Genomic DNA, 22162 nt, shown 5'->3' on the forward strand with positions numbered 1-22162 from the left:
GATTTAAAAAGTGAAGGAAGTCCAGTATGACGCCTGAAATACAACTCAAATCTTTTATTGACAGTGTTAATGACACGGTAGAGAAGTTACGTGCGAATAGAGAAACATTGAATAGTAAAAAAGTTGAAATGAATAATCGGCTCTTAAGTCTTTTGGAAAGAGCAACGAATGATGCCCAGAAAAAGATAGACTCTGCCTATGATGAGGGCAAAAGTCATATAGATGACTTGGCACCAAGAGGACAAGAGCTGAGGGACAAAACTTCAGCATTAAAAGATAATCTAAAAGGTTACGTTGACAAATATTCGAGTGTCAATGATACAAATGTTTTGACTGAAAAAGCCAAAGCTGACATTAATCAGATGTTAAGCAAGCCTGAAGAAGTGGTGGGTCTACTTGGAGAGTTTCGTGAGACTTTAGGTCAAGATTACATAGAATTTAAGGAAAAAATTCTGAGCCAATTGGATGATTTTGATCAGAATATTGATGATTTTGTCGACAGTTCTGAGCGTATTCAAGATGCTGTCAGTGTTATCGAAGATGAAGTTGTTGGTCATCTCGAGCAGCTGGAGGAGAGCATCAGTCAATCTAATAATTTATTTGAAGCTACAGTCTCGGCTGATCATGAACTATTGATTGAAAAAGCATTTGAACGCTTATTTGACGAAATTGAACAAGATCTGAAGCGCGGGATGAAAGATATAAATGATGCTGTGGCAAAACTTAATAACTCTGGTCTTGATGCGCTTAAGGATGTAACGGCAGCCATTGGTGAAGTTAACGACAAATTGGAAGATGCGATAAAAATAACTGAGCCAGTAAAACCTGTTCTGGAAATTGCGAGTAGCATGGCATGACGTTAAATATTCAAGCACAGTTAGAACAAATTACTGCCGGCCTACCAGAGTTCGAGCAGTCATTGGCTACTATCGATACGTCTTTTGATAACCAGTTTGCTAATTTAAAAAGTAAGGTGCTTAGCACTCAAAGTAAGGTACAAGAGTTCTTAGATGTGACCAAAATTGACTTTCATCAACAAACTTTTGATCTCCCGTTTTCATTTAGTAGCGAAATGGAAAAAAGTTGCTCAACTTTGCAGAGTGAACTCGATAAAATCAAACCTCGAGCTGAGTCTGTAGCTGACCAACTCGATGAATTAGTTGCTAAATCAGAAGCGTTTGTAGAGAAAGTGAGTGATCTTGAAAACACTTTTGTTGAGCTGAAGCATGAACTAAAAGGGCTATTTGATGAAAGAGCGGAAAATATTACTTCATTGGTCGTTGGTAAATTCGAAAACTTAGTTGAATTTGAAGATGAAGCTTGTGAGGACTTTTTAGCGTCATTCGAGGATGCTATTGAAAATGAGTTGAAGGCTGGGTTTGAGTCTATTCATGAAGAAGCAAAAGCGTGTTTGGACAATTGTCGTGAGCAATGCTCGGAGTTTATTGATGATATATCCGAGCAATTGGCTAGAACTGTTGAAAACTTACTAACGCAAACGATTGAAAATATCATAGATGAATTGGAAAACCGTCTTAAAGATACTGGAGAAGAAGTAAAAGACTCGCTCATTCAAGAGGTCAAAGAAGAAGCTGCACGCATAGTTATAGCGACACAAATGAGCGCACAGATTACAACTATGATACAGCCTTATCTCCCACAGCTTATGCTTGCTAACGCATTGGCACCATCTATTCAGTCAGCATTGAAAATTATGCGAATGGGATTCTAAGAATGACTGACAATGAAATTTTCGCAAAATGTCAGAGTGTTACGTTACTTATCAGCAATTTGAATACGCTTGCGAACAATGTTAGTGAAAAGGCGAAAGCTGAGTTTGATGAGTCTGCCAATAAGCTTGGAGGTCAACTCGCTCAGATTGACGACCTATTAACTCAATTTAACGACAGCTATATAGCTACCAAACAAGGTATTCAAGCGAAAGTGGACGAGGCTGAATCAATTCTAAACGAGAAATTCGACGAATTAAAAAGCGATATTGATTTATCGATAGCTGGAAATGCTGATTTGTTTGAGGAGACTAAAGCGCGACTAGGAAAAACGGAAGAAACCGCAAAAGCAGGTAGTGAAAAAATAGATGAAATTAACCAGTTATTAGACCAAGAAGTCATCGTACTCAAACAGAGTGTCATTGAAAATTTTGAGTCAGCTGAAGAGTTTATTGTAAGTCAGTGTGATGAAATAGACGATGCTGTTCAGACGCTTACAAGCTTCGTCGAAGACTGCCAGAGTAGAGTAACTGATGAACTTGATAACACAGTTCAAGCCTTTGAAGAACATATTCAAGCCCCAGTAACGCAATTGACCTCAAATATTGAAAACGCGTTTGAATCTCTACGTGAATTTATTAGTGGAGAGATTGTCAATGCTTGTTCAACCAAGCTTAGAGACGAAATTATTCAGCCACTTGAGCAAGAAATTGATAAGGTAGTTAAGTCTATACAAACCTATATGACGCAATTTGTATCAAATGTGATTTCAGGGGGGGAGGGCTCTAAGCAATCTAAGCAAGAAATGGAAGCTTCAACGCAAATTATTGAGGAAGCCATAGCTCCTGTTTTAGATGCCCTTGATAGAGTTAGAGGATTGGCTAGTACGGTCGGGATTAGTTTATGAGTTTAGATGAATTAGCTCCTTTGTTAATTGCAGCAGAAAACTCGCTAAGGGAAGAGATATCGAATTGGCAAACGCTAGAAAATGATACTTGGATAGATGGCGAAAGCTTAAATGCAATTGTTAACCAACTTGCACAGGATGTGAGTAGTAAAACAGAATCCTTATCAAGTGAGTTGGCTAACTTGTTTGGCAAAATTAGAGACGTTTTTCAGTTGAATCAGGAACAATTCGAAAGTGTTTCTGAGCTCCATGATGAATATAAAACACTAATTTCTGAATTTGATGGAGCACTTGAAGACCAACACATTCCTGAGTTTAACTTTTCTTTTGATACTGTCGAGCAAGCCATGGGTTCAGCAGTAGACGGCATAAAGGAGGACGTTGAGTCTTTGGTGGCTACTTTTGAAAGTGATATTTCCGAACGATTTGATGCTATGCGGAGCAATACAATATCAGCAGTTGAAGAGACACAGCAATGTCTTGAGATGAGTTTAAAAAATATTGGTGAAAAAGTTGAATCTGTTTTTTCTGTTGTTTCAGATTTATTTGATAGTAATAGAGAAGCAGTCGAAGAAAAGCAGACAGAAAGTAGTGAAAAAACCGATTTTCTAAAAACACAGCTAAATGAAAAGCTAGATGAAATGTTTGATTCACTGACATCTGAAATACGCGGACTAAGCGATAGCTTCGAAGAAGTTGAAAGAGACTTAGACTCTATTCAACAAAATATTCAGTACACCATGGATAAGGCGTCAGAGTGCATGAATATGTGCGGTGTTGGCATGAAGTCTGGAGCTAATTCATTAAATACCGTCAAATCGTGTTTAGACGGAGTAGTGTAAACAAATAAAGAGAATATCTTTGCAACTATAATAGATATCCTTTTAGGAAAAATAGTGATGAAAAAACTGAATTGCAGATTTGTTTAGATTCTATTTATGTAGTTTTTTATCTGTGTTTTAGATCGCATGTGACGTTAAGCCTTCGTTATAACTACTTAGTCAATTAATTACAATATCTAGGGAGAATGGAATGAAGAAGCATATTATAGGGGGGCTGGTGTGTTTATTGTCAGCTAAATCGTTAGCGATAAACGAGCTTATCCTTGACCCATCGCCTCAATCGACATCCAGCACCTGCCAGTCATATTCTATAGCCTATGCGATTGCGCATTCAGGACTTTGGTATGAAGAAGTAGAAACCCCAAAACAGTTGAGAGAGCTTGAACACATCGTTAGATCCGCAATTGATGCTTTTGTACAAGAACCAAAATCTATAGAAGATAAAATTACACCATATCACCATACTGCATGGGTAGAAGGTGTAAAAAGGGCGACGTCCAACAACCTAAAGTTGAATCTGCATTACCCTTCCTCGCCAAAAGATTATTATCAGAAAATTTCGGACATAACGGGAATTACGTCTTCCGATATCCTTGGAGCGCCTATCTCTGCTGCCCTAGTTAATAAACCAATAATGACTTCCGTAACTAAACTAAATGAGGACGATTATTTAAATGGCCACATAGTTACACTTTTGGGATTGACTCAAGCAGTACCAGACAAGAAGTCCTTAGCTAATATGGACAAAAGTCTTCTGGTTCTAAACTCAGCTGTAAAATCAAACCAGAAAACATTTAACATGTGTAGCGACAAAATTACTTCGGGTGATAAAAAATACTCAGCAAGTGTTAACGTAACGATGGAATACGAGTTGAAAAGTTGGGGCGGAAAATATTTGCTAATGTGGATAGAAAAAAATTAATAAATTCTAGCTTGAAACTGATTTGCGTAAATCTATAGTGTTGTCTTAGGTATCAAGAGCCCAGTTTCAAATTGGTGAATGATTTGAGCACTATCCTCACAATACTATTTTTTGTATCAATTAGGGGCAGCTATAGAAAACAATGGTTGCAACTCAGCTTCTCTAATCCAGTTGATGTAACCCAAGTCCTTTTACCCAATCTTTTAGGGGACACTGATGTAGTTGACATTGGCTAATCGTCGTTGGTAATCATGGATGATTTCTGTTCTTGTTTAGCCTCAGCTTTGCCGTTAGAAATGCCGTAAATTTCCTTTATGAGCGTTGTACCACTGGATTTGACACCAAAACTGAAAGCTCCAACCAAAAATACCAAAGCACCAACCCAGTGTTTCCAGTCAACGTGTTTCACTAACCAGTTTAAAGTAATCTTGTCTGGATAACAGACTTCGACATTTTCACCGTTTTTCGAAGTTTCATTTATTTTTTCTTTAACTTGTTGATAGTAAGCAATCTTGTTAGACAGTAGGCTCTTTAATTCATTATTTTTTTCATCAGTTAATACTAGTGGAATCCCAAACTTAGATAATTTGGCTATGTTCTTTTGATATGCGGAAGAGTGACTGGTTGCCCCAATCACACAAAAGGGCTTATTGACTTTATTATTTCTAAAAATATTTTCAATTAATTCCGTACCATTTCCTAGTGAAGGTGCATCTCCAATTATCTGTGGTAAGTTCATGTCAACGACAACGAGATCGTAAGCGGAATCCCTTATTTTTTTTAATGCCTCGTTTGTTGTGTTGGAATATTCGATTTCACAATCAAGATTATCTTTTATTACTTGTCCGACAAGTTCAACCTTAGAGTAGTTATCGTCGACAACCAAAATCCGAAACGTATTCATATTAGATTTGAATCCTTCAATATTTTTGTGAGCGGCGCTTCCCAGTCCTTATCAGCTGAACTGTAGTAAACCGATCCTAGATAGTATTCAGAGTATTCAGAAACCAGCTGCGAATCGATACTTTCTAGTGTTATTTTTCCTTGTTCGAAAGTTCTATATTGTGTGATTACAATTGTCGGATAAAACAAGCTTCTAAGCTTTAATTGCGACACGAATTCTAATCCTGCAAAACTCTCAGGACTTCCTCCTAAAGGATCATCTGCACTCGGGTCAAAATTTGGCATGCTCATATCGAGAAAAATCAAGTCAAAATTTTTCGTAGTAAAAACTTCTTTTAGCCCACTCCTCAGTGAGCGTTTTATTGTAATTACAGCCTTCTCACCAAAATTAACTCTACAAAATTTTTTGATTTTTTCACTTTTTTCGTCTTGGTCTTCAATAATTAGTATATTCATTTAAACCTACATTCTTAGAAAAATTGAAACCTTGAATAGCTCCGAACTATCGTAACCAAAGTCAATTTCATGGCGGACTGATAAATCTCTTTCAAATATTTTCCATATCTTAAAAAATCCTGTTCCGCCCTCGCTTTGTATGACTCCCTTAGTTAGTTCTTCGTTACCATAGGCATTCCTATAGAAAGAAATATTTTCGTTTGCTAGTGAATGATCTGTAATGCCAGATATGGCATTAGAGCAATCAATCGTTAATTGCCCATCTTCTTCTTTTTTAATGTACAATTTAATGTCCAATTGACCCTTAGTTAATCTTGATTTAGAGATTGCGTTTTCAAAAAGTATAAAGAAAACATCGACCCAGTTTGAAACGTCTCGCTGTGAAATCTTATAAACGACTTCCTCTTTTAGTGATATGTCAATATCTAATGAGCGCCGCGCGATTTCTATTGCCGTGTTTAATTCGAGTTCTCCATCAGCATCTGCATCAACATGCTCAAACCATGAGCTAATCATGCTGAGGTCATTGACTATATCTCCTTTTGCTCGACTGATAGCATTGGCAAGATTTCGTTTTCCCGTTTGAGATATATCTGAAGCTTTAACGTTTTCTACAAATTCCTCAAAGATCAACCCCAGATTATCAGTAAAATCTTCACCAATGTATTTTTTAACGTCGTCCAAAATATAGTCTGTTCGATTCCACAGCCAATCTGTTACCACTTTTACTAAGTCTTCGTAGGATGGTGACGGCGGAAGTTCTTGTTGCAGTGCATAGGTTTCTATAGGTGATATGGAATAGTTAAACATCCCTTGGGAATCTTTGCTTTTATCCAATGGGCTTTCTAGTGTATAGATTTGTAATTTTACATCATTGAATATTGATATCTCATCTTCGAGGTTTTTGCTGAACTCTTTAGCCAGTGTGACAAATTCTTCTATATCTGTAGGCAGAAGGTGATGCTTGGCAATAGTGTCAGCGAGTTCGTTTATATTTGACTCATTCTGAGCTACATATATACCTTCATTTACGGAAGACTTTCTTATGGCTGTAGGCAATACACCATGTCTTATCCGTGTGCTTAAGTAATTGTTAATACCTTTTTCACCATAAGTGAACTCTTGGCGCATCAACTTAGCAATGCTTAAAAAGGTAGCATTTTTTGGGGAAAGTTTTAGCTCGGGAATAAAAAGTATCGACAAGCTTTTCCAAAAGTCTTTGGAACTTTCATTTTTAGGTCGAAGTATTGATATTAAATTGTCAAAGTATTGGTCGTCTTCACTAATTTGGTCTTGTTTATAAGATAATTCTAAATACCTTTCAAATAGAGATACATATGGCGTTGAATTGCGCCCTTTATAAATAGTGGAGTCGACATAGATTCTGCTGTTTTCCACTTGTTGAACTGCTTTTCTAATGATTAGGTTTTTACTAATATTCTTGATTTCAAACTGAAGGTCATCTTTAAAACCTGCTTGGCTTAATAAATAGTTACAAATCTTAAGTCTGCACTCTTCAATTTCTCTAAATGTATCAAATTCAAGATATAGCTTCATTATTTCTGGTGTGCATATCCATTTTAAAAAATAGTGAAGCTTTTCGTTGCCAAATGTTTTTTCCATGCCGAATAAGTCGGTTGGGTATTTTAATTCATTGTTTTGCAAAAATGTTTCGAAAGTAAACTTTAGACTTGAGTCAAATTCAGAGCCGACATATTGTGAATGTAATATGTACAGGATTGGAAACTCAATTTTACTACTTGTATAATTGCTTTTTTCAAGATGAACTAAAACTGCTGATGTATCAAAAATGGAAAACAATAGTTCATTTTCAAGTGCTATATCTACTATCAAGTCAATTAGACGTTCGAATTTTCCAAGGCTCATTAACAAAGATGAGTATATTCGTAGGCTTTCAGATTTTATGATCGGATCATCTGATAGAATAAGTTTACTCAACAATAATTCAGCCTCATCAAGCATTGAGCTTTTGATGAGATTTGTGGCCTTATACTTTTCCAGACGTTCTATATCACAGAGTTTATTCTCAATGCTTGAGTTACTCCGAAATAGACTAAGTGATGTTGATTGCTCATAGTGCAACGCGAGTTTGTCTAAATATTGGGTAGGGGATGAGAAAAGTATATTCTTTCTAGGTGACTGAATAGCCGAGAGAAAACTTATCCCTAAATCAGCAGCGTTCATTTTGTTCACTGTGGTATTAGTCGATTCTCTTTCAACAAAATAACCAAGCTGCCTAAACCAATCTATACATCGAAAGCCATTGCTCAAGCATGATAAAAAGCTTAATGAACTATGATACTCAGAATCTCTTATTAAAAGACTAGTCATTGACTTGATAAGTCTTCCAGTGAAGTCTTCTCCAACCTCAAAATTTTTTCTAGCTAGCGACTTGGCGGCAAGTTCAGCAATTGAGAAGTCGTTGAAAAAATAAGGGTTATCTAGTGATCTTCTGATTGCTTCCTCGTATCTCCCCTCTGTGTAGAGGTCGATAACTTTATATTCTTCGTCGAAGCCTTCAACATCATAATCAAAACCATATGAAGTCTTAAAACACTCAATCTTTGGGTGTTTTACCTTCAATAACACATTAATGACATGATTAAGCTTTACACCGAAGAGATTCTCAAAATCTAAACCTCTTATTTTTACATATTCAAGTGTGTATAAAATCAGTTCATAGACGTCGATTATCGATGAGTTTTTTTCAACATCAAAAATTTTTTCGAAATCTAATTTGTCGTCTATTTTAGTTATAAAAAACTTAAACTTAAAAAAGTCTATCAGATCTTCATTTGCAGAACGTTCAATGTCGTTCTTGTGTGTAGAAGTCGCTGTAAAATAGATTTCAGGGTCATTGAAGTATGTTCCAGCATAGAACTTTACATATTGCAAAAAACCATTGTTTTGATTGTCACCGAAATAGTCTTTGCTTTGCTCTTCAGCGCTGCTCAAAAAGCTTTGAATGGAAGCTCTTATCGTGTATGACCACATTGATTTACCGCAAGCATTATCTATCTCATCTAGTGTCAACAATGCGGCAGTAGAATTATCTTCTAGTATGAAGCGTTGTAAGTTAGTTTTGAGGTTGTTGTATCTTTGTAACTTGGCAAAATGGAACTCTAGAAGTGCTAGGCACCAGCTAAAGTTTTTGCTCGTTTCGACCAATGCGGTATTTGATTTGTAAAAGTTACTAACGTTGTTTTTAGTCGTTAAGATAACGGCTTTTTGAAAAAAAGGGCTTCTACTGACATGAGGGAAACTTTGATAAATTTCTTTGGTGTCAAGGTTCGAAAAAAACCTGTATAAGACAACTGGCTCATTGTTTGAGCGGCCCAAAATACGTGTTAGTTTGCTTTTGAGCTGATTGTTTTTTTTATTCTTCCTTTGCAACACAATTCCTTTTTGTTTTATCTGTAAGCTTATTCACTATATATGAATCATAATAGAGTAAAGTTAGTTGGTACAGAATATACTTCGATTTAGCGTCTTTTGAGTCATTAGACTATGTAGTCTAAAAACTATGCCCTAGTTTTCGCTCATTATACATAATGGACTAAAACTAGAGTGTTTTAAATGTCTATTGTTTGTGTACTGATGCCCGTCAAAGCTCGCAGCAGGGGCATCTAGTACATTAAGCGGAAAAAGTCGGTAGGTAGCTCTACTTGAGCCTAATAGTTGGATTTTTCATCACGGACGCAACACTTTCGGTAGTATAGCAGTCATAGCAATTTCTGTTGAATAATCACAACGTAGCTCTAAATCTAAAATAATAGCCTGACGAAATTCTGAAACAGAGCTGAGTAGCAGTAGGGGATTCATTCACTTACTAAGCTTCGTAATTCGACTTCTAACATGGCCAGTGTGAGATGTTTGAAATCTGGTTTTAACACGACTTCACACTCACTTTTATTGCCCTCGAATAAAACTTGTGAATCGTCAACCGTAGCAACAAATAGTTGCTTGGATTCAAGTATGGAATGAGACAATGCTGATGAAGCACAATAAACCCTCAAGCCGTCAAGGCTTGTTGCCCAAGAACATCCTAAATTACCTTCGCACTCTCCATCCCTGCCTATTCGATATACAGTCAATACATTATTATTAGGCGAATAGGCTTTCGGAAACTTTGATAGGTCGAAGCGAAAACAATCATAACTACCTGATATCGTGCTTGAGGTATATAGCTCATAAAGCTTTTCCTTTTTGCCACAATTTTGCATGAGATCCACAATATCTTGCTTATGAGTAGTTAGGAAAAGTAATAGGCATTCCAAGTGCTCACCACAGTCACTGATATAAAAATCGGATACAAAATCATCTTCTGATGCCAATAGGCAGTCAATAAATTCTATCTCTGATTTTTTGAGAAATTCATTTCTTAAATGCTTTTGGTCTATAGCAATAGCATTAAGCAAAGTGGTTAAATATGGATTCAAATAAAACCTTTATTAAAAAATAAGAAAACTGGGAGCGAGCACAGTTAAGAGCTACAAATTGACATTAGTAAGTGTAATTTAGCATGGTTTAATAATAATTCGAACTTGATGTGGGGGGTAAAAAAGAAGCTAATATAAATGTGATGTATACTTGGCACGTAAATTACGAAGAAGCAGCACTTGCACAAAATAATCAGTAGCTTGAAGCAGACATGATCGATTGTCACAGCTATATTTAGCGCATAAAAAGAGCACGGATCCTAAAAGCAACTTTATCGTTCAAAAGATGTGGTTTCCTATATGTTGTCGCCTGTGGACTTAGATGGTTCAGTTTATGACGGTCTGATTGAGCTTCTAACGAATATATCCACTAACTTGCTCAGCCCAAATCTTTTCACACAAAAACTACACATAGAGTAAAAGTATCATCGTTAGCTCAAGCGAAAAATTGGAAAAATCTACGTGTAGTATTTGTGTATTTACATCTAAATTTGAATAAAACCCAAAACTTCAAAAAAAGCCCGAAACCCTGTAAACACAGTGCGTGCAGAACACGTGTACTTTGTTGTTGATTGCTAGTGGGGTATTAGTGGGGGATTCCGCTACAGCCCGCTTCGTAGTGGGGCTATAGCGGTTTTAAAGTGGTGGAGCTGGCGGGATTTGAACCCGCGTCCAGAAAATGTCTACCTTTGGTACTACATGCTTAGTTTGTCATTTATTTAACTGCTTGGAACTCCGACAAACAGGATTTCCTTGCAGCTGGCCTAATACTGTTTCGCGGTTCACCCTTAGACAAGGTTCCCTCGCTATCCTACTTGGATGACCTTCCGAATCCCCGCTAGCAGGAAAAGACTAGGGTGGAAGGGCCTATACCGGTTATTAAGCGGCTAGTGCGTAAGTTTCGTCGTTTGCGACTATTTAAATGCGGCTTTTTTAAGAGGCCAACCGCTCCTCTGCATGCACCTCCGGCTTCCTAGATCCTGTCGAATCCTAATCAGCCCCGAGTGTGATTTTCAATAATAGCACAAATGTTACGTCATTAAATGCTTTCTTTTAGAAAACGCTTTAAATTTTAAGGGTTTGGCTATAAAATAACCAAAAATAACACTTATGTTTTCAAAAGCTTACTATGCGAGCTAAGAAAACAAAGTTACCTTCATAACAGCAAGTCTATTATCGACTTAAGTTTGATATGTGGCTAGCAACATTAATTTTCAAGGGCCTGTACCAATAAAGGGTAAGAAAGCTTAAAGATAGTTTTCTGTTTTGATTAAGAGGGTCATACGTTTAATAATTTTTTAGAAAATTTTTAAGGAATAAGTACCTATGTAAGGATGCATTTAGCGGCAAGAACCATTAAAGTACGTCAGCATAATTAAAAGGCTTGTAGTGTAAATGTCTTCAGATTCCATATTGTATTCTCCTTATACCCTGCCGTGTGGCGTAACAGCGCGAAACCGTCTTGTTAAAGCTGCAATGGAAGAAAATATGTCGAGCATGGGAAACATTCCCGGTGAGTCTTTATATTCACTTTATCGATACTGGGCCCATGGTAATTTAGGCATGGTAATTACAGGTAATGTTATGGTTGATAAAGCAGCTATGACAGGGCCAGGTGGTGTTGCACTAGAAAAAGATACCGATATTGCACCGTTTCAAAAGTGGGCAAAGATCATTAAGTCGAATGGCGCATTAGCCATCATGCAGATTAATCACCCTGGTCGCCAAGTATTTAAAGCCATGCAGGGCAAAGCTATCGCGCCTTCTGCTGTACCGCTGGATATGGGCAAACACTCTAAGCTATTTGCTCAGCCCCGAGAAATGACCTGCCAAGACATCCATGATGTATGCAAGCGCTTTGTCGAAACAGCGAAGCAAGCTGAAAAAGCTGGTTTTGATGGCGTAGAAATACACGCCGCTCACGGCTACTTACTTACACAATTTTTATCTCCGCTTACTAATCAGCGCCAAGACGAGTGGGGCGGTTCTATTATTAACCGCGCACGTTTGTTGATAAATATAGTCAGCCAGGTTAGAGCGGTGTGCGCTAAAAACTTCATTGTTATGGTAAAGCTTAACTCTGCTGATTTTCAAAAGAACGGATTTTCTTTTGATGATGCTTGTGAAGTAGTAAACCGCTTAGAAGCCTTGGGTGTAGATGTGGTTGAACTGTCTGGCGGTAGTTATGAAGCGCCTGCTATGCAGGGCCAAACACGGGACGATACCACTCTTGCCAGAGAGGCATACTTTCTAGAATTTGCACAGGCCTTAGTGAGTAAAACCGATATTCCACTTATGACCACAGGCGGCATTAAACGGGCCGAAGTGGCAGAAGAGGTGATAGAGCAAGGCTGCGCGATGGTAGGCTTAGCCAGTGCTTTGGCTATTACGCCCGACCTGGCTAAAAAATGGCAGCAAGAATGGACTTATTCTGGCATTATTCCACACTGTGCTTGGAAAGATAAATCGTTGGCAAGCCTTGCGAATATGGCGATGGTGCGACGACAGCTTAGGCGATTGGGAAATAACCTAACCACGCTAAGAAACCCGTCACCGCTTTGGAGTCTTATTCTTGATATGCTGCATCGAAAGAAGATGACCAAACGAGATGTAGGCTAACGCAAATACTGTTTAGGTAAGATTTTTCAGAAGGCTACTTTATTTAAACGCTGCCTTAAACAGCTTCCTTTTACAGCACCACTTATAAAAACACAGCGTTAAACGCTGTGTTTCATCATTCTTTCTTTTTGGCGTTGCCAGTCTTTATCTTTCAAAGTGTCGCGCTTGTCGTGAGCGTGCTTACCTTTAGCTAAGTGAATTTCTAGTTTCACCCAACACTTTTTCCAATACATAGACGTTGCAACAATAGAGTAGCCCTGGCGGTCACGGGCGCCCATTAAGCGATCTATCTCACGCTTTTTCAGTAAGAGTTTGCGCGCGCGTTCAGGCGCAGCAATTACGTGGGTAGATGCCTGATTTAGCGGACTAATTCTACAGCCTACCAGATAGGCTTCGGCATTTTGGATAATGATGTACGCGTCGGTAATGTTTACTTTACCGGCACGAATACTTTTAATTTCCCACCCTTGAAGCTCAAGTCCGGCTTCGAACTTGTCTTCTAGGAAATAGTCATGACGCGCCTTTTTGTTCTGCGCGATATTTCCTGAGGTGTTTTTGTTGGCTTTATTCTTTTTCATGCTGGCTATTATACTGATTGTTCAAAGGAATGTCTTTAGTTGTCATTGTTATCTTATATTGGGGCATTTGGTTCAAAACCGAATACGAGCGATACAAAATTTCTGTGATACAATGCCTCTAAGAGTTTTAATTGTAGTGGGATCAATGCCAAGTATTCATAGAAGCGCGCTTGTAGCTCATAGCGCAGAAGCCATGTTTAACTTAGTCAACGATGTAGCTTCCTACCCTGAGTTTTTGCCAGGCTGTACCGATAGTAAAATCCTCGACACTTCAGCGCAAAGCATGAAAGCATCTTTGCTTGTTGCAAAAGCCGGTATCAAACAGTGGTTTACAACACATAATGTTCTAGAGCCAGGCAGAAGTATTCAAATGCAGCTAGTAGACGGGCCGTTTCGTTCGTTAACTGGCGGTTGGACATTTTCAGCGCTTTCTGAAGAAGCGTGTAAAATAGAGCTTAACCTTGAATTTGAATTCAGTAATAAGCTGGCAGAGATGGCATTCGGAAAAGTGTTCAACAGTTTAGCTACTAGTATGGTTACAGCTTTCACAGACCGAGCGCGGAGCGTGTACGCATGAGTAATAAGCTCATCAATATTGAGGTTGCCTACGCGTTGCCCACCAAGCAAACCATCATTGATGTTGCTATTCATGAAAATGCGACAGTAGAAGAGGCGATTAATGCGTCTAATGTGCTTGAGCAGTTTCCCGAAATTGATTTAAAAGCCACAAAAGTAGGCATTTGGAGCCGAGTTGTTAAACTGCGAGATACGCTTAACGATGGCGATCGAATTGAAATTTATCGCCCGCTTATTGCTGACCCTAAAGAGATTCGAAAACGTCGTGCTGAAAAGGCCAAAGAAGAAGGTAGGGCAGACAAAATTACCGGTGGAAAAGTAAACCCGCTGAAAGCGAAGTCCTAGTTTCGCACCATGCAATATACGTTTATTACAGATACAAAAATGGCCTTCATATTGAAGGCCATTTTTTTAGAAAAGATAGAAGCTATTAGCTTTTTTCTGAAATGCTGCCTAGCTCCAAGAAAGGTGAGGCATCAATATCTTCAGCATCCATCATACTAGCAATACGCTGAACGGTAGCTACCATTTGGCTTTGCTCCCATTCTTTTAGCTGAGAAAAACGCTCGACAAAGTGTTCTTGAAGCGGGCGCGGGGCGTCTACCACCGCTTCTTTTCCGCGCTCGGTTAAAAACACACCCACTTTACGTTTGTCCTGCGTACTTCTAATGCGCGTAGCTAAGTCTCTAGACTCTAGTCTGTCTAAAATATTTGTTATAGTTGCAGGGCTTAAATTAATATTCTCTGCAATTTCGCGCACCATAATGCCAGGGCGCTCTTCAATATTTTGCATTACTAACAGTTGCGGGCCTGTCAAACCCACGTGTTTACTTAGCTGCTTGCTGCGTAGGTCTACAGCGCGAATAACGCGCCGTAGTGCCACTAATAGTTCTTCTTCTTTTCGCATATTACTTCCAACAAATGCGTAACCAGTTGGTTACTTAAGCAAATGAATAAAATGTTGGTGCTTATGGTAGTGATCGATTACATCATTAATGACTGAGATTTTCGACCAACCCATAATGTCATAGTTTTGACCACCTTCACTCAGGTGAACCTCGGCGCGATAGTACGTTGCCTTTTTGTTTTCGTCCAGTGTTGCTGTATCGCTTGGACCAAATTCAGGCTGCTCTGTCGGCACTAGGTATACCGCATAGATAAATTCTGGGTCGTTACCCATATCAACGGTCAGAATAAGTGCTTCGGCAGTATCTTCAATTTTTATATCAAACTGCTGAGACTTAAACTCTTCACCAACTTCCGTTAGTGCAGGCATCACCACCTTGTTTGCATATCGGCGAACCGCATTTTCATCTGGGAAAGTAACGATGTTTTCTAATCGGTCTTTCCAGTTTTTATCTGAATCGTTATGTAAAGGCGTACCAGCCATTACCTGCAGGCTTTCTCGTTTGTAAGACTCAATTCTCAGTGCTTTTAACAAACCGGAAATAGCGATGAGCAACACAATAGCAAAAGGCAGAGCAGCTGCAATTGTCATTGTTTGGAGTGCGCCGAGTCCGCCAGCATAAAGAAGTATTGAACTTACAATACCTACACCAAACGCCCAGTACACGCGTTGCCACAACGGCGTATCGTTCTCACCGTGGGAACAAAGCATGTCGACTACCATTGCGCCAGAATCACAGGAAGTTACAAAGAATATAATTACCATAAGTACGGCAATAAAACTAAGAACTGACGCAAATGGAAACTGTTCTAAGAATACAAACAACGCAACGGATGTATCGTCGTTAACCATTTGTGCCAGTACGTCTTTTCCTTGCACCAAAACTTGGTCGATAGCACCGTTACCAAATACGGTCATCCAAAATAGCGTGAACGCAGAAGGGATAAGTAGAACGCCCATAACGAATTCGCGAATAGTTCGGCCGAACGAGATACGCGCTATAAATAGACCTACAAAAGGCGCCCATGCTAGCCACCATCCCCAATAGAAGATAGTCCAGCCACCAATCCAGTCGGTTTTCTCATAGGTGTACAAGTTAAAGGTGTTTCGTACTATGTCAGACAAGTATGCGCCTGTGTTTTGCATGAAGGCCTGTAGTAAAAATACCGTTGGACCTAACGACAATACAATTAGCAGTAAAATGATAGCCAGAACCATGTTGGTTTCTGAAAGGCGACGAATACCTTTATCTAGACCAGTAGTTACCGAAATAACCGCCAGACCAACTACGCCTGCCATAATGGCAATTTGAACACCAGTATTAGAGGGCAAACCAAACAGATAGTTAAAGCCCGCGTTAACTTGCGAAGCGCCAAAGCCAAGCGACGTAGAAATACCAAATACCGTTGAGGTTACTGCAAATATATCTACTACATGACCAGGCCAGCCATAGATACGATCGCCGATAAGTGGGTAAAGTGCAGAGCGAAGGGTTAAGGGTAAGTTTTGGCGGTAGGCAAAATAACCGAGTATGAGTGCGACCACCGCGTAAATAGCCCACGCGTGTATACCCCAATGGAAGAAGGTCGTTTTCATCGCTTCGCGTACGGCGTCTATACTTTCTGCCTGTGCCGTGGGCGGAGACATAAAGTGCATTAATGGTTCAGCTACACCGAAAAACATTAACCCAATGCCCATACCTGCAGCAAACAGCATACTTAGCCAAGTACCGAAACTAAACTCTGGTGTGGCGTGGTCAGGCCCTAACTTAATTTCGCCATAGCGAGACATGCCCAAATACACCACTGCTAGAACAATGATAGTAACGGTTAGAACGTAAAACCAACTGCCATTTGAAACAATTACACTTTGTAATTTTTGGAAGACCGAGTCTGCAAGTTCGGGCGTGCCCGCAGCGAAGATTAGTAAGCAGATGATTAACGCAGAAGACGTTATAAACACCGGCTTATTGAGTGGAGATTTCTTTTCGTTTTCAATCACGCAGTAATTTCCTTTCACCTTTTATTTCAACTTATGTTATTACGGCGAAATATACAGCATGGAGCACTTTTAATAAATATCAGATGAAATAATTCGATTTGTATGTATTTTAAAATTTTACTCATTGCCTCGCGCTCAGGGTCTTCTAAATTGCCTTTCAATATTAGACTTTCTGCTATTATTTACTACATTTTGGTTAAATATTAATCATTAGTGTAGTAATTAATTATAGTTGTTGTATTGTAATATATGATCTTTTTGATATGTGTATGAAGTAAACACAGTCCGAAGAATAAAAAACAATTGAAGGAAACACACACAAATGCGAAAAACTCAGCTTAGCTGTGCCATCATCGCTGCACTGGCATCCTCCTCTCTGGCTGCGCAAGAATCAAACGCGCCTGCTAAACTCGAAACAATAGAAGTAACCGCCACCAAACGAAGTGAATCTATACAAGACGTTCCTGTTGCGGTGACTGCACTTAACGGAAAAGCACTGGAAAATCTTGGAATAGACAATTTCCAAGATTATGTTGAATTCTTACCTAACGTGGTATTTCAGGGCACAGGTCCAGGGCAGAATGAAATATATATACGCGGTGCTGCAACAACTCAATCTAATATTATGCTGTCGTCGGTACAGGCGCTTCAGCCGTCCGTTGCCTTCTATCTTGATGAAATGCCAGTATCAATGGCTGGACGTAATTTAGATGTTTACGCTACAGACGTTCAACGTGTAGAGGTACTTCCTGGGCCACAGGGCACATTGTTTGGTGCTAGTTCTCAGGCGGGCACTATCCGTTTAATCACCAACAAACCTGAGCATACGAGTTTCGCTGCAGGTTTCGATACCAACATCGGTTTTACTAAAGACGGTGAAATGAGCAACTCGGTACAAGCGTATTTCAATATGCCGCTTACCGACGACCTAGCTGTTCGTGTTGCCGCGTACAACGACAAACAAGGCGGTTGGATAGACAATGTCATGAATGTGCCGGGCGAGGGTGGCTACATTGGCAGTGCTGTGGTTATTGACCGCATCTCAGGTGGTCCATTAGCAGATCCGGTGGGCATGGACGCAAACAGAATTACCAACCCCAATATCAATTCTAATACCGAAGCGGCCGTTGTTTCTCCACAAAACGATGCCCTTGTCGAAGAAGACTTCAATGATGCGATGTACACAGGTGCACGTTTTGGATTGTCTTATCATTTTAATGACGAATGGGACTTACTTGTACAGCACACCCAACAGACATTAGACACAGAAGGTGTATTTGCCTACGACCCTACGCTTGAAGGTGAAAGCTCTGCGCTGCGTTTCCAGCAAGAAGAGAACAAAGACGAATTCGGTTTAACTACATGGACGCTTGAAGGGCGTTTAGAAAAACTAAACGTGGTATATACCGGTGGTTATTTAGACCGCGAAATTGATACGCTAGCGGACTATACAGGCTATACAAACGGTGGCTTATTCTCTGCGTATTACGTGTGTAACCACTACGATACGCCTGATAACACTGCAGACGAGCGCTGCTTAGACCCCACCAAATATTATAAAGAAGACACATCTACTACCCGTAATACTCACGAGATTCGTTTCAATACCACCATGGATACGCCATGGCGCGTGACTGCTGGATTGTTCTATGACGAACAAGAAGTTGCAACTGTTGGGCAGTTCAAGATTGCCAACACAGAAATGACGACATTCGGGTTTGATAACCTTCAACGCACCCTAGTAGGAAATGAAGGCATTAATAGTGATGGTGGCCCTTTCCCTTCTGAAGTGAGCTTTATCAACGATATCACGCATACCATTGAACAAATCGCTGTATTTGGTCAGCTGGAGTATGATATTACCGACACGATTACAGCAAGTATTGGCGCACGTTGGTATGAAATCGATGATATCTACGTGGGATCAACGTCAACCGTTGACGTAACGCGACGTATTCGTGCATTCGGTACACAAGACCCAGACGAGCTTGCGGCCGTTGGACTAGACCCTGATGCAGTAGCAGCGGCTATTCAAAGCGGGCAGTTAGAGGTAGACCTGTTAGACGACAACGGCGTGCTAACCGTTGACGACACTATTTTTAAGTTCTCGCTAGACTGGAAGGTTAACGAAGACGTATTACTATTCGCTAACTACTCAGAAGGCTTCCGACCTCCGGTTACTAACCGTGTTGGTGGTGGCCTTGCAACGAATCAGTCTGGTAAATTTGAAAACTTCCGTATTCCAGTATACTCAACAACGGATACGCTAGATAACTACGAATTGGGCCTTAAAGGTGACTTCTTTGATGGTCAATTCCGGGTAAACGCTACGGCCTATTATTCTGAAATTGAAGAACTGCAAACGTCGCGCTTCGACCCCACTAACATCTCGTTCTTGGTATTCACCGACAATGTAGGCGATGCGGAGATCAAAGGTATTGATGCTGACATGACGTGGCTTGCTACTGATGACCTTATCATTAATGCTGCTTTCAGCGTATTAGATACCGAATTAACTCGCGTAAACTCAGAACTTGAAGGTATAGCGGCTGGTGTTGGCTCAGAGCTTCCATACTCAGCGAAATTCTCTGGAAACATTAATGCGCGTTATTTCTTCGAGCTTGAGGGTGATAAGCGTGGGTATGTGAACGGCTCTGTAAGCTACACTGGCGATCGCTTAGCAGGTATGGTGATGGATGCCTATGTAATGGAAGATGCAACGTCGCTTATTTACGGCACAGGTTCAGGTCTTAAGATTGAACAAGGAGCTGACGTGTTTGAAGGGGTCACTTATACCGATTCAAGTGGTGAAACATTCCGTGGTGGCCGCTACGTACAGGAGTCGTATATTCTGACGAACCTTGCTGTTGGTGTAACAAACGACGTATGGAAAGCCGAACTTTACATTGATAACGTGTTTGATGAGCGTGCAATTTTGAATATTGATACGCAGCAATTCACGCCTAAGGTAGTAACAAATAGACCGCGTACTATTGGCCTTCGTTTCTCATACGATTACTATTAAGGTTAAGTTAGTAAGGCTAAATTGGCGATTTACGATTAGCACACAACGGTGCCGGGGCAACACGCCTTCATAAGTTTTAACTAAATGAAGGTGTGTTCGCCCCCAATTTTGAAACGGCTAGCTCTATGAGTTCGCCGTTTTTTGTTTTTACGCTAATTTAAAAACAGGCGTTTTTAATGACACAAGAAGAACAAAAAGAAATACAGCAGTTAAAGCAAGGGCTTATGCAATCACAGCATCAGGCCGTCATTTCTGGATGCAACGATATACTTCGACGGGCTAAAGACCCGTTGGGGGTAAGCCAAAACACCCTCAAAGAGGTGCTATATTTAAAAGCGGTAGCATACCGTCTATTGGCTGATGTAAGCAGCGCCATCGAAACGTTAAATGAACTCATTGCATACTTCCCAAATTACGCCCGGGCTTACCAAGAACAGGGTTACTGTTACTTGGCTTCTGATCGCAAAAAGGCTGCGCATAGTTTTTATCAGGCAACACGATTCAACCCAGCGTTATTAACGGCATGGCTTCAGCTTGAAAAAGTGTACAAAGCAGATGCTCAAACACAAGCACTAGCGCTTTGTCAGCAGCAAATTGCATTTCTAACATCTTTGCCCAAGCCGTTATTAGGTGCGACAGATCTAATGCACGAAGGGCAATTGCACAAAGCTGAACAAGTATGCCGACAATTTCTAGCTAGTCATGAGCATCACCCTGAAGCAATGATGTTACTTGCCGAAATTGGGATTCAATTGAAAGTATATAGCGACGCTGAATTCCTATTAGAAAGCTGTGTAACTCTCTACCCTGAAAATGACAGAGCTGCCGCGGCCTACCAAAACCTGTTATCTAAACTGGGTAAATTTCCTGATGCCGCGGCTGTTGCGAACAAGCGACTCAGACAATCACCAGATAACTTCACTGTAAAAGTAGGCTTGGCGCACGCGCTGGTTGGTATTGGTGAGTTAGAGCAAGCCATTGACCTTTATAAAGAGTTATTAAAAGAAAGCGAGGATAGGCCTGCAGTTTGGGTAGCACTTGGGCATGCCCTAAAAGCAAAAGGTGATATTGACGATGCGATACAGGCGTATGAGAAAGCCATTGTATTTGAAAAGGACTTTGGCGATGCATACTGGAGCTTAGCGAACACAAAAACCTATCGATTTAGTGATGACCTGCTCAGGCAAATGGTCGCGCTGGTAGATGCTGATGCGACAAAATTGGATGATGAAATTCATATTTGCTTTGCTTTAGGAAAGGGATTTGAAGACAGAGCAAATGCCTCCCGCGCGTTTAAGTACTACGCACGGGGCAACAGTCTTAAAAGGCGTACGCTACAGTTTGATATTGCTAAAACTGAGAAGGCATTGCAGGCTCAGAAGCAGGCTTTTACAAAGGAAAGCTTTGACAAAGCGCAAGGCTGCCAGGAGTCCGCTCCTATTTTTATTGTTGGCCTTCCTCGGGCTGGTTCAACCCTACTAGAGCAAATCCTCGCGTCGCACTCTCAAGTGGACGGTACGATGGAACTGCATGACATATTAGGGATAGCGTCGTCACTTAGTCATCAGACTACGCCTTACCCATTAAATGTATCAGCATTAGATGAAGAAACACTGTTAAAACTAGGTGAGCAATATATTCAGCAGACGAAAGCGTACAGACAGGGCGCGGCATTTTTCATTGATAAAATGCCTAATAACTTCATTCACATAGGCTTAATTAAAAAGATACTGCCTAACGCCAAAATTATTGATGCACGCAGAAACCCAATGGACTGCTGTTTTAGTGGCTTCAAACAGTTATTCGGTGAAGGGCAAGAGTTCAGCTATTCACTTGACGATATTGGCCGTTACTATAATGCTTATGAACAGCTTATGGATCATTGGCATAGTGTAATGCCCAGGGAAATTCTAACTGTACAGCACGAAGATGTTCTGGATGATTTGGAAGGGCAGGTTAAACGCATTCTAGATTTTTGTGGGTTAGACTTTGAGGAATCATGCTTAGCGTTTCACCAAACCAAACGTGTGATTAAGACTCCAAGCTCTGAGCAGGTTCGCCAACCTATATACAAAACAGGTATGGGGCAGTGGAAACCTTTCGAAAACTATTTAGCTGAGCTTAAACAAGCGCTCGGTAGAGATACGTCGCAGACAAATACTTGATGGATAGCCGAAAATAAAAAGTCATGGCTGCCTTTAAGCCATGACTTTTTATGAATTAGTTAAAGCGTATC

The 22162-nt window shown here is 40.1% G+C and carries 17 protein-coding genes and 1 other RNA gene; 10 read left to right on the plus strand and 8 right to left on the minus strand.

What is annotated here, in order from left to right; translation table 11 throughout:
• Positions 1-26 precede the first annotated feature (26 nt).
• The 5 genes from ACXAGK_RS10435 (at position 27) to ACXAGK_RS10455 (ending at position 4401) form a co-directional block, all read left to right on the plus strand.
• The gene (locus ACXAGK_RS10435; protein WP_474856199.1) at positions 27-857 is read left to right on the plus strand and encodes a hypothetical protein; all 831 of its coding nucleotides are present in this window, start codon (positions 27-29) and stop codon (positions 855-857) included.
• Entirely contained in the window at positions 854-1732 is an 879-nt protein-coding gene (locus ACXAGK_RS10440) for a hypothetical protein (RefSeq protein ID WP_474856200.1), read from the plus strand. Before ACXAGK_RS10435 ends, ACXAGK_RS10440 begins: the two co-directional genes overlap by 4 nt.
• 2 nt (positions 1733-1734) lie before the next feature.
• Entirely contained in the window at positions 1735-2637 is a 903-nt protein-coding gene (locus ACXAGK_RS10445) for a hypothetical protein (RefSeq protein WP_474856201.1), read from the plus strand.
• The gene (locus ACXAGK_RS10450; RefSeq protein ID WP_474856202.1) at positions 2634-3479 is read left to right on the plus strand and encodes a hypothetical protein; all 846 of its coding nucleotides are present in this window, start codon (positions 2634-2636) and stop codon (positions 3477-3479) included. Before ACXAGK_RS10445 ends, ACXAGK_RS10450 begins: the two co-directional genes overlap by 4 nt.
• Before the next feature lie 190 nt (positions 3480-3669).
• Positions 3670-4401 (plus strand): hypothetical protein, encoded by a 732-nt coding sequence (locus ACXAGK_RS10455; protein ID WP_474856203.1) that lies wholly within the window; start codon positions 3670-3672, stop codon positions 4399-4401.
• A gap of 232 nt (positions 4402-4633) precedes the next feature.
• On the opposite strand, the gene ACXAGK_RS10460 is transcribed toward ACXAGK_RS10455, so the two are convergent.
• The 5 genes from ACXAGK_RS10460 to ssrA all read right to left on the minus strand — a co-directional run bounded on the left by ACXAGK_RS10460 (position 4634) and on the right by ssrA (position 11222).
• On the minus strand, positions 4634-5305 hold the full coding sequence (locus ACXAGK_RS10460) for a response regulator (protein WP_474856204.1): 672 nt from the start codon (positions 5303-5305) through the stop codon (positions 4634-4636).
• The gene (locus ACXAGK_RS10465; protein ID WP_474856205.1) at positions 5302-5760 is read right to left on the minus strand and encodes a response regulator; all 459 of its coding nucleotides are present in this window, start codon (positions 5758-5760) and stop codon (positions 5302-5304) included. Before ACXAGK_RS10465 ends, ACXAGK_RS10460 begins: the two co-directional genes overlap by 4 nt.
• Positions 5761-5766: 6 nt before the next feature.
• Positions 5767-9174, minus strand: coding sequence for a hypothetical protein (locus tag ACXAGK_RS10470; protein ID WP_474856206.1), 3408 nt, complete (start codon positions 9172-9174; stop codon positions 5767-5769).
• A gap of 425 nt (positions 9175-9599) precedes the next feature.
• Entirely contained in the window at positions 9600-10220 is a 621-nt protein-coding gene (locus ACXAGK_RS10475; RefSeq protein WP_474856207.1) for a hypothetical protein, read from the minus strand.
• Between the two features lie 642 nt (positions 10221-10862).
• Positions 10863-11222: a transfer-messenger RNA gene (gene ssrA / locus ACXAGK_RS10480) on the minus strand.
• Between the two features lie 393 nt (positions 11223-11615).
• On the opposite strand from ssrA, the gene ACXAGK_RS10485 reads away from it, so the two are divergent.
• Positions 11616-12839, plus strand: a complete 1224-nt coding sequence (locus tag ACXAGK_RS10485; protein ID WP_474856208.1) for an NADH:flavin oxidoreductase/NADH oxidase family protein — start codon at positions 11616-11618, stop codon at positions 12837-12839.
• Positions 12840-12937: 98 nt separating this feature from the next.
• On the opposite strand, the gene smpB is transcribed toward ACXAGK_RS10485, so the two are convergent.
• Positions 12938-13417 carry an SsrA-binding protein SmpB gene (gene smpB, locus ACXAGK_RS10490; protein ID WP_179983283.1) on the minus strand — a complete coding sequence of 160 codons (480 nt, stop codon included), beginning with the start codon at positions 13415-13417 and terminating at the stop codon, positions 12938-12940.
• A gap of 145 nt (positions 13418-13562) precedes the next feature.
• Between smpB and ACXAGK_RS10495 the strand changes: the two genes are divergently transcribed.
• Positions 13563-13994 (plus strand): type II toxin-antitoxin system RatA family toxin, encoded by a 432-nt coding sequence (locus ACXAGK_RS10495; RefSeq protein ID WP_474807091.1) that lies wholly within the window; start codon positions 13563-13565, stop codon positions 13992-13994.
• Complete coding sequence (locus ACXAGK_RS10500; protein ID WP_179983285.1) at positions 13991-14338, plus strand: RnfH family protein; 348 nt, start codon at positions 13991-13993, stop codon at positions 14336-14338. Before ACXAGK_RS10495 ends, ACXAGK_RS10500 begins: the two co-directional genes overlap by 4 nt.
• 85 nt (positions 14339-14423) lie before the next feature.
• On the opposite strand, the gene ACXAGK_RS10505 is transcribed toward ACXAGK_RS10500, so the two are convergent.
• A complete protein-coding gene (locus ACXAGK_RS10505; RefSeq protein WP_012518305.1) occupies positions 14424-14900 on the minus strand; it encodes a MarR family winged helix-turn-helix transcriptional regulator in 477 nt (158 codons plus the stop codon).
• Positions 14901-14930: 30 nt separating this feature from the next.
• Entirely contained in the window at positions 14931-16901 is a 1971-nt protein-coding gene (locus tag ACXAGK_RS10510; protein WP_474856209.1) for a BCCT family transporter, read from the minus strand.
• A 322-nt stretch (positions 16902-17223) separates the two neighbouring features.
• On the opposite strand from ACXAGK_RS10510, the gene ACXAGK_RS10515 reads away from it, so the two are divergent.
• Positions 17224-19926, plus strand: a complete 2703-nt coding sequence (locus ACXAGK_RS10515; protein WP_474856210.1) for a TonB-dependent receptor — start codon at positions 17224-17226, stop codon at positions 19924-19926.
• A gap of 176 nt (positions 19927-20102) precedes the next feature.
• The gene (locus ACXAGK_RS10520; protein ID WP_474807085.1) at positions 20103-22091 is read left to right on the plus strand and encodes a sulfotransferase; all 1989 of its coding nucleotides are present in this window, start codon (positions 20103-20105) and stop codon (positions 22089-22091) included.
• The last annotated feature ends 71 nt before the right edge of the window (positions 22092-22162 follow it).

This window comes from Alteromonas sp. ABM1_013 (assembly GCF_056160505.1).